At 42.2% G+C, this 14,379-nt stretch carries 9 protein-coding genes; 3 read left to right on the top strand and 6 right to left on the bottom strand.

The features are described from left to right. Positions 1 to 213: 213 nt before the first annotated feature. Together J0L60_12165 and bshC are read right to left on the bottom strand one after the other, a co-directional pair. Positions 214 to 1,107: a hypothetical protein gene (locus J0L60_12165; protein MBN8546876.1), complete on the bottom strand. Its 894-nt coding sequence runs from the start codon at positions 1,105 to 1,107 to the stop codon at positions 214 to 216. Beyond that, positions 1,107 to 2,735, bottom strand: a complete 1,629-nt coding sequence (bshC, locus tag J0L60_12170; GenBank protein MBN8546877.1) for a bacillithiol biosynthesis cysteine-adding enzyme BshC — start codon at positions 2,733 to 2,735, stop codon at positions 1,107 to 1,109. The genes J0L60_12165 and bshC overlap by 1 nt, the downstream gene beginning before the upstream one ends. 180 nt (positions 2,736 to 2,915) lie before the next feature. Between bshC and J0L60_12175 the strand changes: the two genes are divergently transcribed. Continuing rightward, positions 2,916 to 6,686 carry a T9SS type A sorting domain-containing protein gene (locus tag J0L60_12175; protein MBN8546878.1) on the top strand — a complete coding sequence of 1,257 codons (3,771 nt, stop codon included), beginning with the start codon at positions 2,916 to 2,918 and terminating at the stop codon, positions 6,684 to 6,686. Positions 6,687 to 7,034: 348 nt separating this feature from the next. Here the strand turns inward: J0L60_12175 and tnpA are convergent, their stop codons facing one another. Continuing rightward, positions 7,035 to 7,481, bottom strand: a complete 447-nt coding sequence (gene tnpA / locus J0L60_12180; protein MBN8546879.1) for an IS200/IS605 family transposase — start codon at positions 7,479 to 7,481, stop codon at positions 7,035 to 7,037. Positions 7,482 to 8,075: 594 nt separating this feature from the next. Between tnpA and J0L60_12185 the strand changes: the two genes are divergently transcribed. Beyond that, entirely contained in the window at positions 8,076 to 8,663 is a 588-nt protein-coding gene (locus J0L60_12185) for a c-type cytochrome (protein ID MBN8546880.1), read from the top strand. Positions 8,664 to 8,721: 58 nt separating this feature from the next. On the opposite strand, the gene J0L60_12190 is transcribed toward J0L60_12185, so the two are convergent. Continuing rightward, a complete protein-coding gene (locus J0L60_12190; GenBank protein MBN8546881.1) occupies positions 8,722 to 11,676 on the bottom strand; it encodes a xanthan lyase in 2,955 nt (984 codons plus the stop codon). A gap of 71 nt (positions 11,677 to 11,747) precedes the next feature. Between J0L60_12190 and J0L60_12195 the strand changes: the two genes are divergently transcribed. Next, positions 11,748 to 12,500, top strand: coding sequence for a tetratricopeptide repeat protein (locus J0L60_12195; protein ID MBN8546882.1), 753 nt, complete (start codon positions 11,748 to 11,750; stop codon positions 12,498 to 12,500). Positions 12,501 to 12,512: 12 nt separating this feature from the next. On the opposite strand, the gene J0L60_12200 is transcribed toward J0L60_12195, so the two are convergent. Both J0L60_12200 and J0L60_12205 read right to left on the bottom strand, forming a co-directional pair. Further along, positions 12,513 to 13,751: a hypothetical protein gene (locus J0L60_12200; protein ID MBN8546883.1), complete on the bottom strand. Its 1,239-nt coding sequence runs from the start codon at positions 13,749 to 13,751 to the stop codon at positions 12,513 to 12,515. Between the two features lie 11 nt (positions 13,752 to 13,762). Further along, positions 13,763 to 14,329 (bottom strand): C40 family peptidase, encoded by a 567-nt coding sequence (locus tag J0L60_12205; GenBank protein ID MBN8546884.1) that lies wholly within the window; start codon positions 14,327 to 14,329, stop codon positions 13,763 to 13,765. Positions 14,330 to 14,379: the final 50 nt, after the last annotated feature.

The following is a 14,379-nucleotide window of genomic DNA, read 5'->3' on the forward strand; positions in this document are numbered from 1 at the left end:
CCATTTTGGGTTTGTCGGCAAGACAATCGGGACGATTGCCGCTCCTTTTAAAAATTTCAAACTTCAGCCCTCAGCCTTCATTGATTCATCCTTCAAATTTCAGCCCTCAGCCTTCATTTATTCAGCCTTCAATTTTCTGCCCTCAGCCTTCATTTATTCAGCCTTCAAATTTCAGCCCTCAGCCTTCGTTTACTCAGCCTTCAATTTTCTGCCTTATTTAATTTCAAGCAGATCCAGCATACTTGTTTTGAGGAATTTTGTGAAGTTGCCGGTGAGAAAGACAAGATCACTATGGGTAAGAGGTGTTTTAATTACCACAATGCGGTTGTAAATCAGGTCATCCTTCGTGAGATTTTCCTCATCGGTATTCAAATGAGGGATCTGAGCATCCTGAAGCCGTTGCAGCATTCTCATCGTTCCGTCACGGGTGCCTGACCCTTCGGTCCAAATACTTATCAGCTTGCCGTCGAAAGTCATCAACCAGTCCAGATATTCATCAACATAACCATAGGTTGCATCAAAAAGGTACACATCCCTTATCTGGTGGGTTATCCCCCCCTGACGGAGAATTTTTGAAAGGACTCTAACACCACCCGAATGACAGGCGATCACAATTTTGCCGGGGATTGTCTCTTCGATTTCTTTTCTCCCCTTCAGAGAATCCATAATTTCTGTCACAAGGCTCAAAAAGCCGTTTTCCCGCTCGAGTTTCCCATAATAGGAATCGGCTGCATTCTTCGGTCCTTCGGGTATCACAAAAATCGCATTTTTTCTTGCTTCCAAAAACTGGTCAAGCATTCTGAAACTGCCCAAAACACCATCAACAGTATTGTACCAGCCGTGAAAATAGAAAACAAAATCGACACTGTTCGTGAACTTATAGCCTGGCGGAACATATACCGCCACAGTATTGTCATCATAATGCCCCGAATACGGAAGTCCATTGTAACCATTGGCTCTTCCTTCTTCGGGAAATGGTGCGTTTTCCAGCCGGAACTTGTACAATCTCCCCGGCTCGCTCTGTGCAAAAAACGGGCTCGATGCAAGGGTAAAGAGGGCAAACAACAAATAAAGTGTAACAGTTATGGCAGATCTTTTTCTTATCACTATAGCAATACCACCTGGTGATCGAATGATTCGCCGTCCAGTTTTTCCATGAGATATTCGTAAAAACCGAGACCATATTTGTTTGCAAAATAGAAGTAGTTAATCTCCCTTTCCTGCAAATTGTCATTCGGCAGTATCATGGAATAACTTTTTTGTAACTGGTTCATCGTACTCTCATGCTTCCGTAATCTGGCAGCTTCAGCTTTACCTTTTAGCTCAACCAGGTATTGCAGGGTCCTTTGCTTGTTCTTCTCGACAGGATCACCCAGAGTCTTTTCGATTTCCGAAAGATAGTCCTTCAGATCATCAAAAATATTGCTCATCCTGTTTTCGGCGACTTCAAATTTTCCTTCTATGTCATACTCAGAAATCATCGAAGCAACCTTGTTAAAAATCTCTCCTTTTAATTCGAAATAATCATTAATGGTTAAATCAAATTTCTGTGAAAGAGTTTGGACACTTTTTTCCACTATTGTCGCACTTATTCTTGGCCACGCGATCGGTGTTGCCAGATTGAATGCCTTGTAAAGTTGTACAATCTGTGCAAAGTACGATATCTCGGCAGGTCCGCCAACATAAAAAGCCGTCGGAAAGAGCCAGTCCTGACAAACAGGTCTTAAAATCACATTTGCACTAAACATCTCAGGTGAACTTTCAAGGAGTTGCAATAACTCATCTTTCGAAAATTTGACCTTTTTTCTTTTTAATCTGAACTCGTTGTTTTCAAGCGGATCGAGGAGGTAACGCCCGTTTTCATTATTCACAAAAAGATTGATCGGACGGATTTTAACCTGTGCATGATATTCTTCATCGAGTCCCGCACTTATGGTTATAAGTTTGGTGGCATGTGCCCTGTAGTTTTCGAGTTCGTGCTTGAAGACGGGAATCAAAAGTTTCTTTACATCATTTGCCTGAGGATTAAATATCACAAGCCCGTACTTATCAAAAAACTTGAACATCATTTCACTGAACGCTTCAGCTACAGTTTTACCGGGACGGTAAATTGATGATAAGTAGTGAATAACATCCTGGGTAAATTCGGTTGGTCGCAGTGCCCCTTCCATACCGGAGATAAAGTCCTCTATCTCCTGCTCAAGGCGAATTCCACCAACACTTCCCGCTTCTTTTTCACCCTCTTCCTCGACCTTGTATGTAACGGTTTCAACTTTGTTCTCGTTGTTCAGAAGGTTTATAGAACTGATTTCTTCCAGGTCGTGATCGTCTCCGGCAAGCCAGAAAACAGGGACAAAATTGAAATCAGGATATTTTGCTGTGAGGTGTGCAGCCAGTTTGATTGCTGTAATGGTTTTGTATATAGTGTAGAGTGGACCACCGGCAAGTCCCAGTTGCTGCCCGGTGACTATTGCAAGTGTATTACGCTCTTCTAAAAGTTTAATATTTTGCGAAGTTTTGGCGGATATTCTCTTGCTGATATACTGATTTTTTATCGTCTGAGTGACCTGTTTACGGTCAGAAGGATACTTGGAGAGAACATCTCTAAAATGTGGCTCATATATTGCTTCGTTTCTGAAGTCCTTGATGTAATATTTGGCAACTTTTTTGAAGTTGTACAGATAATCAAGGTACAGAGGCGATTGCCCGGGTATCTCTTTAAAATTGATTTTCATTTTAAAAACTTTAAATTTTATGATTACTAAAATAGCTATTTAAGTGGTAAATGTTTCCTTTCCCGAAATATGTGCATTTAATCACCTCCACGGGTTCATTTATTTTTGCTCACAATCTGAAAAATGCTTAATTTAGGTTAACATTTCACTTCAATTATTAACGGAAGGAGCCAACTAAACATGGCCTTTTTACGCACTTCTCTGCTGTCCATTCTACTCACGGGCATGATTCTTGCCCAGGGTACGGGTGGAGAGACAGAAAGAGACTTGTCAAAATACTGGACGAGATTAACTCTTGACCAGAATTTTGCAACGGCTGCAGGAGATAACTCGTTTATTTATGTACCTGCTCCAAACATCAACCGCTATGTCCGTGTAACCGGTGCAGAAGCGACTTTATACCCCAATTTCAGACCTTTTCCTACTACCAATTCAACTCAATCCGAGCTGAGTATTGATGTTCATCCTCTTAATATGAATATCCTGCTCCTTTCTGCGAACTCAACTTCATGGTCGGGTTCCTCAGTTGGTACATTATATGGTACAGGTACCTACCTTACAACCAATGGTGGAACAAACTGGCAGGGCTGGGATGATCCTCCATACGGTAGAAACTCTGGCGATCCTGTTTCTGTTATCGCTCCTAATGGTTACATGCATGTTGGCTACATCCACAACAGTGGCGGCCAGGGTGTTGCCACTTCATCAAACAACGGTGTTAACTGGACAACCTCACAGGCCGGTGCAAACCCATCAAGCTCAGCAGATCTTCTTGATAAAAACCACATGACTGCTGACAAAGTGCCGGGAAGCCCCTATGCAAACAGACTTTATGATGCATGGACTGCCTTCCTGACCGGAAGCCCTAACAATAACAACATCGAACTTGTTTACTCAAGCAACAACGGTACAAGCTGGAGCACTCCAAAAAACATCTCCGGAAACCTTAACGCAGGCAGTCACTGCCAGGGTGTTAATCTTTCCACAGGTCCTAACGGCGAAGTATACGCAACTTTCGCAGTTTACGATCAATGGGGTGCCGGTGTTTATGGTGAGGATGCAATCGGTTTTGCAAAATCAACCGATGGCGGCGTTACATGGACTCCTGCTACCAAAGCTTACCAGGCTGCCAATTTTGGTATCCGTGGTAACCTGAAACCAACTTCAATAAGAGTTTCATCTTTCCCGTCCATGGCTGTTGACAGAAGCAACGGACCGGGAAGAGGAAACATCTATATCGTTTGGCCACAAAAAGGTGTAGCACCTGCCGGTAGTGATCCTGATATCGTGATGATCAAATCGACTGATGGCGGAACTACATGGTCAACACCTGTTCGTGTGAACAACGACCCTATAAACAATGCCAGAGATCAATATTATCCATGGGCTACTGTTGATCAGACCACGGGACATGTTTATTCAGTATGGTATGACAGCCGTGACATGAGCAATGACTCCGCAACTGTTTACATGGGAAGATCGATGGATTTCGGATCAACTTTCGAAAACATTAAAATCTCAGACTCAAAATTCAAACCTAAAGCCATTAGCGGTCTCGCAGGCGGATACCAGGGTGACTATATCGGTATCGCTGCAAAAGACAATACCGTTTGGGCTTACTGGGCTGACGACAGAACCAATGTTTATCAGGGATGGGTTGGTAAAGCCACTTTTGGTCCAACAATCAACCATACTGCTCTCGGTAACACAGAAAATCTTGCCGGTCCTTATGTTGTCAACGCAGTAATCGAATCAACCATCCCTCTCGCAGCCAATGGTGTTAAAGTCTATTGGGGAAGAGGAACCGGCGGTGAAATCACAGATTCATTGATAATGACCAACCCTTCAGGTAACAACTGGACAGCTTCCATCCCCGGAAACGGCCAGCCTGCTACCTATAACTACTACATCAAAGCAGAAGACAACACCGGTGGAGTTTCCACATTTCCAGCAGGTGCTCCATCAAATAAATTAAGCTTTGTTGTTGCAACTGATACCGAAGCCCCTGTTATTACACACTCGGTTATCGGTGACCAGTATAGAGAAACCTGGCCGGTCACTTTGAATGCCACCATCACTGATAATATCGGAATCGACAGTGCATATGTTGTTTACAAGATAAACACTGCAGGCACAATGAGGAGATTTAACCTCACAGCCGGAACCGGTAACGCATATTCAGGTGCTTTCAATGTAGACACTTCACTGATTGCTCTTGGCGATACTCTCTACTACAGAATTGTAGCCAAAGATGCCGGTGCTGCTCATACAGCAGGTTACCATCCGTCATCAACAACTTTCAATTCATTCAAATTTGTTCCTGACAACACTCTTCCTGTAGTTAATCATACTCCTCTTAGAGATGTTGCAAAGGTAAGATGGCCTGCGAAGGTTTCTGCTTCAGCTACCGACAACCTGGGTATCTATTCAGTGACTGTTCTCTACACCAAAAATAACGGTGCCCCAAATCAGTTCACATTGACCAACACTTCAGGCAGTCTGTATGAAGGATTCTTCAATCTCGACAGTACACAAATTGCAGTTGGTGACAGTATCCAGTACAGAATTAAGGTTGTTGATAATTCGACAAACCGCAACACTGTTTACTTCCCTGCTTCAGGTACCTCACAGTTCAAGGTAATCAACACACTTGGTGTGGTTCTTGTTCTTGATGATGATGTTGTAATGGCTGAGAGATCTACCGCTTCAAAAGGAAAGGGTGATGAGATTACTCCTCTTGGTGCATCAGGAAACATTATCAGCACTACCCTTACAAGTGAAGGTTACCTCGTCGACAAGATCAATTTTGCATCGCTCGATACTACAACATTGAATAATTACGATGTTGTGATCCTGTCTTCAGGCGCAAAAACGGGTACTATGTTCGATGATCTCGCCAAGAGAACCGCAATCGTTAACTACACACTCCGTGGCGGAAAAACCCTGGTTGAAGGTGGTGAAGTTGGCTGGATTTATCGCTACTCAAGTGCAACCTCAGACAAAGATCCTTACTTCAGAACCAATGTTCTCCAGTGTTCATCCTGGGTATCTGACATGTCGGGTACTGGTCTTCTTCGCAAGATCGTCCCCGGACATCAGATGTTCACTATTCCAAATCTGATCAGTGACTCTCTTGCTTTCACCGGTACCTCATACGGCGACCGCGATGCAATGAGAATCATCGCCGGCAAATCCGGTATCTATAAAATTGGCGGCTGGTATCCAACTTATCTTGATACCGCCGGTATCATACTTTATTCACCGAATAATAACCCTGCCAACATCAGAAATGTATTCTTCACCTTCTCTCTTGGCACGATGGTCAATCAGACCATGGCTGCCAAGCTGATCGTGAATACCATGAATTTCATGATGAGTGGTGGTTCAAACATCCCTGTGGAACTTACATCATTTAATGCAAATGCTGATGCAAATTCTGTACTTCTGACCTGGACAACAGCTACCGAGCTCAATAACCAGGGCTTTAGTGTTGAAAGGAAAAAAGAAGGCGGTTCATATACCAGTGCCGGATTTATTGCCGGTAGAGGAAATACCCTTGAACCAAGTGCTTATTCATTCGTTGATAAATCACTCGAATCAGGTAAATATACCTACAGATTGAAACAAGTGGATTTCGACGGTACATTCAAGTATTCAAACGAAGTTGAAGTGGAAGTTGGTTCTCCTTCAGTATTCGCTTTGGAACAGAATTATCCTAATCCATTCAACCCTTCAACCGTAATCAAATATTCGATCCCTGTTGACGGATTTGTAAATCTCACAATCTACAACACCATCGGTGAGAAGATCAAAACAATCGTTTCCTCTGTACAGAAAGCCGGAAGTTATGAAGTTTCATTTGATGCTTCAAAACTCGCTTCAGGTGTTTATATCTACAGACTTGAATCAGGTTCCTTCTCATCAGTAAAGAAAATGATTCTCAACAAATAATTCTGAGAATGAATTTATAATTCATAACTCATAAATTATAATTGAAAAAGGCTGCCCCAAAAGGCAGCCTTTTTTGTATTAAGTCCTTGACATAAGTTTTAACCAACCCCTGCGGCGAAATATGGGTGTGGCAGCTATGAGCTCTGATCTATGAACTATGAGCTGATCGCTAATACTCCGATGAATTGACAAAAATAACACCTCATATCTAAAAAAAAAGCCCTTTAGGGCGACATATGGATAGAATTCCGGCGCCCAAACTTCAAAAAAGCCCTTTAGGGCGACATATGGGTAGAATCCCGGTACCCAAACTTCATAAAAGCCCTTTAGGGCGACATATGGGTAGTACTATAGCAACTCTTCCCTATCATAACCGTAGGCTTTGTAAAATCTTTTCCTCTCCGACATCGTACTCTCTTCCAAATGATGCACTTCCTGATTACGAATATAATTGTGAATTCTGTCCAATTCAGAATGACCAATTGAGAATGCAGCATAACCTTCTTGCCAGGAAAAATGCCCGTACAGAAACTTCTTTTCATTGATGAACTTCGCAGAATTTGCCTTTATGTCTCTAATCAGTTCTGATACACTTTGAGACGGATTTAAACCAAGCAGGATATGAAGGTGATCTTCTACTCCATTGATTTCCAGCATCTTATGTCCCTTGTTCGAAACAATTCCGGTGATATATTTTAAGACTTCCTGCCGAAAGATTGATTTTAGAACCTTTTCCCGTTCTCTAACACTAAATACAATGTGAATATACATTTGTGAGAATGTTTTGCTCTGCATAAAATTCCCAAAATTATTGATTACAAAATATCAATATATTTTCTTCCTATCATATAATTTACACATATGCCACCCTAAAGGGCTCTTTTGGAATTGGGTGTCTCGGTGCTACACTCATGTCGCCCTTACGGGCTTTTGTTATGTTGGTTGCCGGGAATCTGCCCACATATCGCCCTAAAGGGCTTTTTTGGAATTGGGTGCCACGGTTCTACACATATGTCGCCCTGAAGGGCTCCAATCCCCCCTCACTGCGAAAATCTGCCTGATCCGCGTGTATCTCTGCGTCCCCTGCCCACATATCGCCACAAAGCCTCATTAAACTTGACAACTCATTCTGCTTCAAAATATTCTTCGCAATTATTCACTCATCATTTAATACTTTCGTTTAATTATTAATAATGCTGCTGGTCAAGATCTTTGCGGACTAAATGATAATTTTTCATAATTTTGTACTCGAAAAACGATGTACCCGGAGAAAGGCAATAATCAGTTTTAATACAGCATTTCATCCACCCCTCCCCGGTTTACAAGTTAGTTTAATCATCATTACATCATCAACTTTCTTTTCAAAGAAAAATTTCAGGAGAGATTCTTATGAAGAAAAGTCTTTATTCACTCCTTGCCGTTGCCGTTTTGACTACAGTAGTCATAACAGGATGCAAAGCCAAGGATGAAAAAACACCGGCAGCCCCAACACCAACATCTCAGGAAGACCTCGTAAAAAGAGGAAAATACCTCGTAGCCATCGCAGGTTGCGACGACTGCCACAGTCCCAAGGTTTTTGGTCCTAAAGGTCCATCACCCGATCCAAACCTTCTGCTCTCAGGACACCCCGAAAATGTACCTCTCGATGCAATCGACAAGAATGCTTTAAAATCATGGGTACTGTTCAACGGAATGAACACGGCAGCGGTCGGACCATGGGGAGTTTCATTTGCAGCTAACATTACTTCGGATGAGACAGGTATTGGAACCTGGACAGAACAGCAGTTCATCAAAGCGATGAGAGAAGGAAAATACAAAGGACTTGACAACACAAGACCTCTCCTTCCTCCAATGCCATGGCCATCATATGCCAACATGACAGATGAAGACTTAAAAGCGGTTTTTGCATATCTGAAGACAACAAAACCCGTCAGAAATTCTGTACCTGCACCAATTGCAATGAAGGATATAAAATAAACTAAAAAGGGCTGCCTGATAACCCGGCAGCCCTTTTTCCTATCTTTAAATCAACCCGCTACATCCCAAGATATTCCAAAACGAGCTTCATGAATTTGTCCCTCTGCTCCGGAACAATAATTGTTTCAAAAGGGAAACCGGACACAATAGATTTACGCAATCCTCTATATCCCACTACCGCACTATTCGTATTCTCTGAATAACGAAGGAGTGTTTCCCCTTCCTTTTCAGGATTGATTGCTTCAGGGGCTTCCACCCTGTAAATTTTATCTGAATGAATTGTATTAAATTCGAACTTCTCACCCGTAAAAATGCCTGCATTACTCACACCGAACACCCTGCCTGAAGTCGATGCGAAATGAGTACCGAGTTTTGATTTGAGCACTCCCGATCCGAATTTAGCGGTCATTGAATCCGTCTCAAGTTCTGAACCGGTATATGATCCGCTTATAAAAAGCGATTTCCCCCCTGCAAGGTAAGCGGTCAAAAGATTCATCATATTTGGTGTAAACAATCTGAAATTCTCAGATTTTACCGGTTCCAATCCAACTGAAATCTCCGATCTTTTCTCTTCTCCTGCAATTATATCCACCAGATCGAATCCTTGCAGATCCACCCTACCTGTTTCCACAGATTCATCACTCGAGCTGCTAAATGAAAATCCTGCATTCAGAATTGATTCACCATGTATTGCGGGATAATCAAATGTATTTCCGGCAATCACTTTGCATTCCATATTCGATTTGGAAGCTCCGAATCCGGGTGCATCATTCGACTTGAAATCTGAAGCCCTGTCAAAATCGACCTGCTCTCCGGTAAAGGCAACATCTTTGTTAAGTTGAACTCCCTCATCAAAATTAAACTGGAATCCCTCAAAACCCGGTTTTTCAATTGTCTTTGGCGCATCAAGCCTGTCAAATGAGTTGACCACAAGAATTTTTCGGGATCTGTTTTTCCCTATACCTGCAGCAAGAATTTCTGAAGGAAAACTTTCCCCGCCACTGTTGACGGCACATACCTTGTAACTGACAACCTGACCAACCGGGATCTGCTGGTCCACGAATTGTGGTTCATAAGTAAACCTGCCATTGTCAAATCCACCGTTACCCGTTCTGCGGTAAACTACATATCCTGTCGGTGTTGCAGTTGGTTCAAGCGGATCTTCCACCGGTTTCCAGCTCAACTTCACATCTTCACCGTCAGGTATAGCTGAAAAATTATTGACGGGAAGTGGTTGAACAGCAAATCGGCCTGAATTTGATGAGCTGATAAACCTTAACATTCCTTTATAAATCGCTCTGGCGACCGCAAACTTGAATGAAGGCTGCCAGAAAAATTTCATTTCTGCAAAATTCTGATGTGACAGAAGTTCGAGAAGAATACCGGGTACATTTCCTCTTACTGCCTCCGCATAGTTGGCATCCATAAGCTCTCTGCGAGTCCACTTCCGGTCAAACAGCAATTTAATGTCATCAACAATCTGACTTTGCACAATATCTGCCAGGTCGCGGTTTGCCATCCTCGATCTTCCACCGGGGAAATATGTCGTATCCATCCCTACGGAACTGTAAATCATCAGGGTGCCAACAACCGAGTCACCTCCGAGAACACCCGCATCGGTATGCCAGGCAAGAGACAAATCAACAGGTATTTTTAATCCCTCTTCGTTCCGGTTTTTGTTTGGTCCCGCAGGACTTCCGTTAAGCCAGTTGACATATTCACTTCTGGCTCTGTAATCATCGGTATAATCATCAATGTTCTTGTGGAGATTATACACGAGTGTATCGTTCACACCGAGGTACTGAAGATAATACCTCGCAGCCTCAGCAAATTTGGGTCTGCCACTAGTTTTTCCATTCCTTTTAATGACTCCCGTTCCGCCACCAAACCGTACTGCATCGGAAGTTACTACACCTTTGTTGTTGCTCTTGTCAGAAACTTTTACGCACGCACCGCTTTTGTCTCTCCCCTGCCTAAATTTGAATGTGCCCAGATAAATCCAGGTTCCCCATCCTGCAGTCTGGTTGACTTTAAAGGAAGTGCTGCCTCCGGCATGATTGACTGTATATGTGGCATCCGAAACATTTTTGCCGTCAGAATCTTTTCCATAAGAAACATAAACCGCATATTCACCTGTTTCTGGAATTGACGGTACATAATACAGGGGCTTTGATTCTTCATTTTTTGCCTCTGTTCTTAGATAACTCCCAAGGCTGAATGGATTAACATTAGCTTCGTATCCCTCCTTTTGAAAGAGAAATCCCTTGCCGGTCTTTTCCCATTCAGAACTGTTTTCAATGATTAAATCACCGGTGCCGCCATCAGCATCAACCACCACTTCATTTGTCTGGATATCCCGTTCACGCGGTAAAAAGACTCCCGCACCGGCATTCTCAAGCATCGGAACAAGATACGGTATCACTATGGAAGTTGTAAGCAGGTCTTCCACAGTCCCCCAAAGCCTTGCCCTCTGCCACTGCCAGCGATCATCTTCATGGCTGTAGTACCACCCGTGTGAGTTCCAGACTACAACATTTCTTCCAAGGAGTCCATTCTCAATTTCAAATGGTCGGTTGAGATTTGTAACGAGTCGAAATGGTGCCCGCTCAGCAGGCAGTCTGCTTTTATCAATGTCACTTTTCAGTCTGTAATAATTCGGCACCATCTCCTTTAGTTCAAAAGGACCGAGATATATCTTCAAACCCTTCTTTGCATATCCGTTGGCATCCTTAAAGTCCATAAACGACTTTGTCATGGATGCTATATTTTCCTCCCTTATCACTTTTCCGGAAGAACGGCGATTGAGACCAATTACCAGCTCACCGGCTGCTGTGATGTAAACTGTATCCACCTTTGCCGCTGCAGGTAAATTATATTTGGCAAAATCCTTCTTCAATTCGGCAGCAAGTTTTTTTCTAAATTCAGCAACTCCATTGTTACCCTGATTTTGTGCTCTCAAAGGTAGAATTAAAAACAACAGGAGAGAAAAAACTATAATTTTTACACATTTCATTTATATCGGCTCGTTTTATATTTAAGAACTCAATTTTCAAAATTTAATCACCAAAACTTACAAAAACCCTGATGAAGAAAAACAAAAACCTCGCCATTTTTTTATTTTTTGCTGCTCTTGTTCAAATCTATGTCATCTACCATTTTTACGAGAAGAGCAAGGAAAATGACAGAAAGGAAATATTTGTCCTCAGATCACAGGCTTTTGAGAAACTGACCACCGGCTACTTCGACTCGGCTGTGAAAATATATTCCAAAATTCTTGATATCGATTCCAAAGACAGTTCTGCCCACCTCTTCAGAGGACTTGCCTATCAGGGACAGAAAAAATATGACGAGGCAATTGCTGACTTTAATGAGGTGTTGTCGGAGGACCCTAACAAAGTTGATGCCATCATTCTCCTCGGAAATCTCTATTCGGAGAAAGGTGATGATAAAAAAGCGATCGAATACTACCTGAGAGCGGAGAAAATTGAACCGGGCAATCCACTTGTTCCTGTTTACAAATCGGCATATTTCCTGAAAATGAAACAACCTGATGCAGCAATTACTGAACTGGAAAAAATTCAAAAGTTAAAACCCGATTTCGAAAGTCTCCAGGCGTTTTTTGGAGAGGCTTATTTTCTGAAAGGTGAATTGGAACCGGCGAAAATATACCTTCAAAATGCCACTCAGATGAGCAGTGCAACATCAAAAACCTGGCTGATGCTTGGAAGTGTGCTTGCGATAAGTGGAGATAAAAAGGGGGGATGTGAGGCGTTTGAAAAAGCAAACCGCAGCAATTCAAAAACTGCTGCGGATTCGCTCAAAAAATATTGTGAATAAGGTGCAGTTACTCTATTTTCTCAAAGCAAACATGAGATTGCTTCTGCCCTGTTCCCAGTAATATCCAATTCCGAATGGCAATGGTTTTACATTGTCTTTTTTGCGGTAAGCATCCTGAAGATCTCTCTGGACTCTTCCTGCAAACATTGGAATAGGTGAAGTGTAGGTTCCGTAGAATCTTCTTTCCCACTTCTTCTCATCGAAATATTTAAGGGGAATACCACTATCTTCCTGAACCATATATTTTGCGTTTTCAACGACAAAATTTCTGATACCGTCGAAACCGCCCTGATGCATCAGATATGAGGCTGCCTTTGCCATCGAAGCGAAAGGTTGCATTTCCTTCACGAAGTTCTGGAAATCGGTTTTCTTCGGGAATCCTCCATCTGAAAGATCTGTGCTGAAAAAGAAAAGTTTCTTCACAACTTTCTCTTCTTTGTCGGTGAATTTAATCATCACACCATCATATTTGGTCTTTGTTTTTCCTGATGAGGAGTCAGACTTTTCGTATGTGAGTTTTCCGGTTTTGTCCAGTTTGATATACTCGATATCGAGCACTTTATGGTCTGTCTTTGCCAGGAATACCATAAGTACCGGTACAATTCCGTTTACTCTGCCGGGCTGAAAATCGGATGCCATGTCGATAGTCTTAAAAAATCCGCCTGAGATAAGTGTAGCAAGTGAATTCTGAAGACTTGCGAGATAACCACTCAAAACATTTTTGTCAAGCTTTTTCAAATCAGGCAACTGTCCTACAGGTTCAAGACCTATGAGTACATAATTGTTGAACGACGGGAAAAATGTGTTTGCAAAAAGGAAATCAGGACCACCGAAAGGGTAAAAGAGGGTTTTACAATCGGCTGAGATGTCTTTAAGCTCTGTAGCCACCCACTCTCTTATCGGTGCAAGTCTTTTCTTTTCCAATCCTGCCCATTTTGAATCAAAACTTTTTGCATGATTTTTCCAGGTGTTTGCTTTAAAAAGTGGAGCAAGTTCACTGGTCGAATCAACTTCAATGCCGGCAAAAAATTTCGCCATATCGTCATACTTTGAAGTGAACTTTGTGGCATCGTATGCTTCGGTTGCAGTAACTGATTCCGCCTTTTTAGGGGTTTCTGCCTTTAATGTATCTTTTCCTGCAGGAGGAATGTCTCCGGCATTGGCACTTTTATTGCAGGCTGCAAAAGAGAAGGAAGCCGTCATAACAGTGATTAAAAAGAGTACGGGGAATGATCTGATGATTTTTTTCATTTTCTATCCGTTTATTTTAGAATTCTTGTCGCTCTTATGAATCTTTTTTTGTAATACTGATTTTCCAGGGGGGTAATTACAACTCCTGTTTTTCTTCCCTCGGCATGGATGAACTTTATTTCACCGTTCGAATCTCTTTCATAAGCCATCCCGACATGGCCAATCCAGTTGGAGTTGACATTGCCGCCTCTAAAGAAGATTAAATCTCCCGGCTGAATTTTTGAATATGGAATATCTTGTCCGAGGATACACTGGTCTGCGGGCATCCTGGGGATTGGTTTGCCGATTTTATTATAAAGAAAATACATAAACCCTGAGCAGTCAAAACCCCGTTCTGTTGTACCACCCCAGACATAAGGATATCCTAAATATTTTCTTGCCAGCGACAACAAATTATTTACGGTAGCCTGATCTGTGAAATAATCGGGTACTTTATATTCGTCATTTATGACCACCCCGGCGGGCAGCTTGTATACATTTTCTAAATAATCCCTGTGAAGTGTAATGAAATTTTGGTTTGGTAATGCTGAATTAAGTGAACTCATGATCGATAATATATATATCAGATATGGTGCCATAATCCTCCTGTTATATTATAAAAAAGGTCCGGGATTTCCATAATTAAGAG

The organism is Ignavibacteria bacterium (assembly GCA_017302895.1).
In the GTDB taxonomy this organism is placed as follows: domain Bacteria; phylum Bacteroidota; class Ignavibacteria; order Ignavibacteriales; family Ignavibacteriaceae; genus UTCHB3.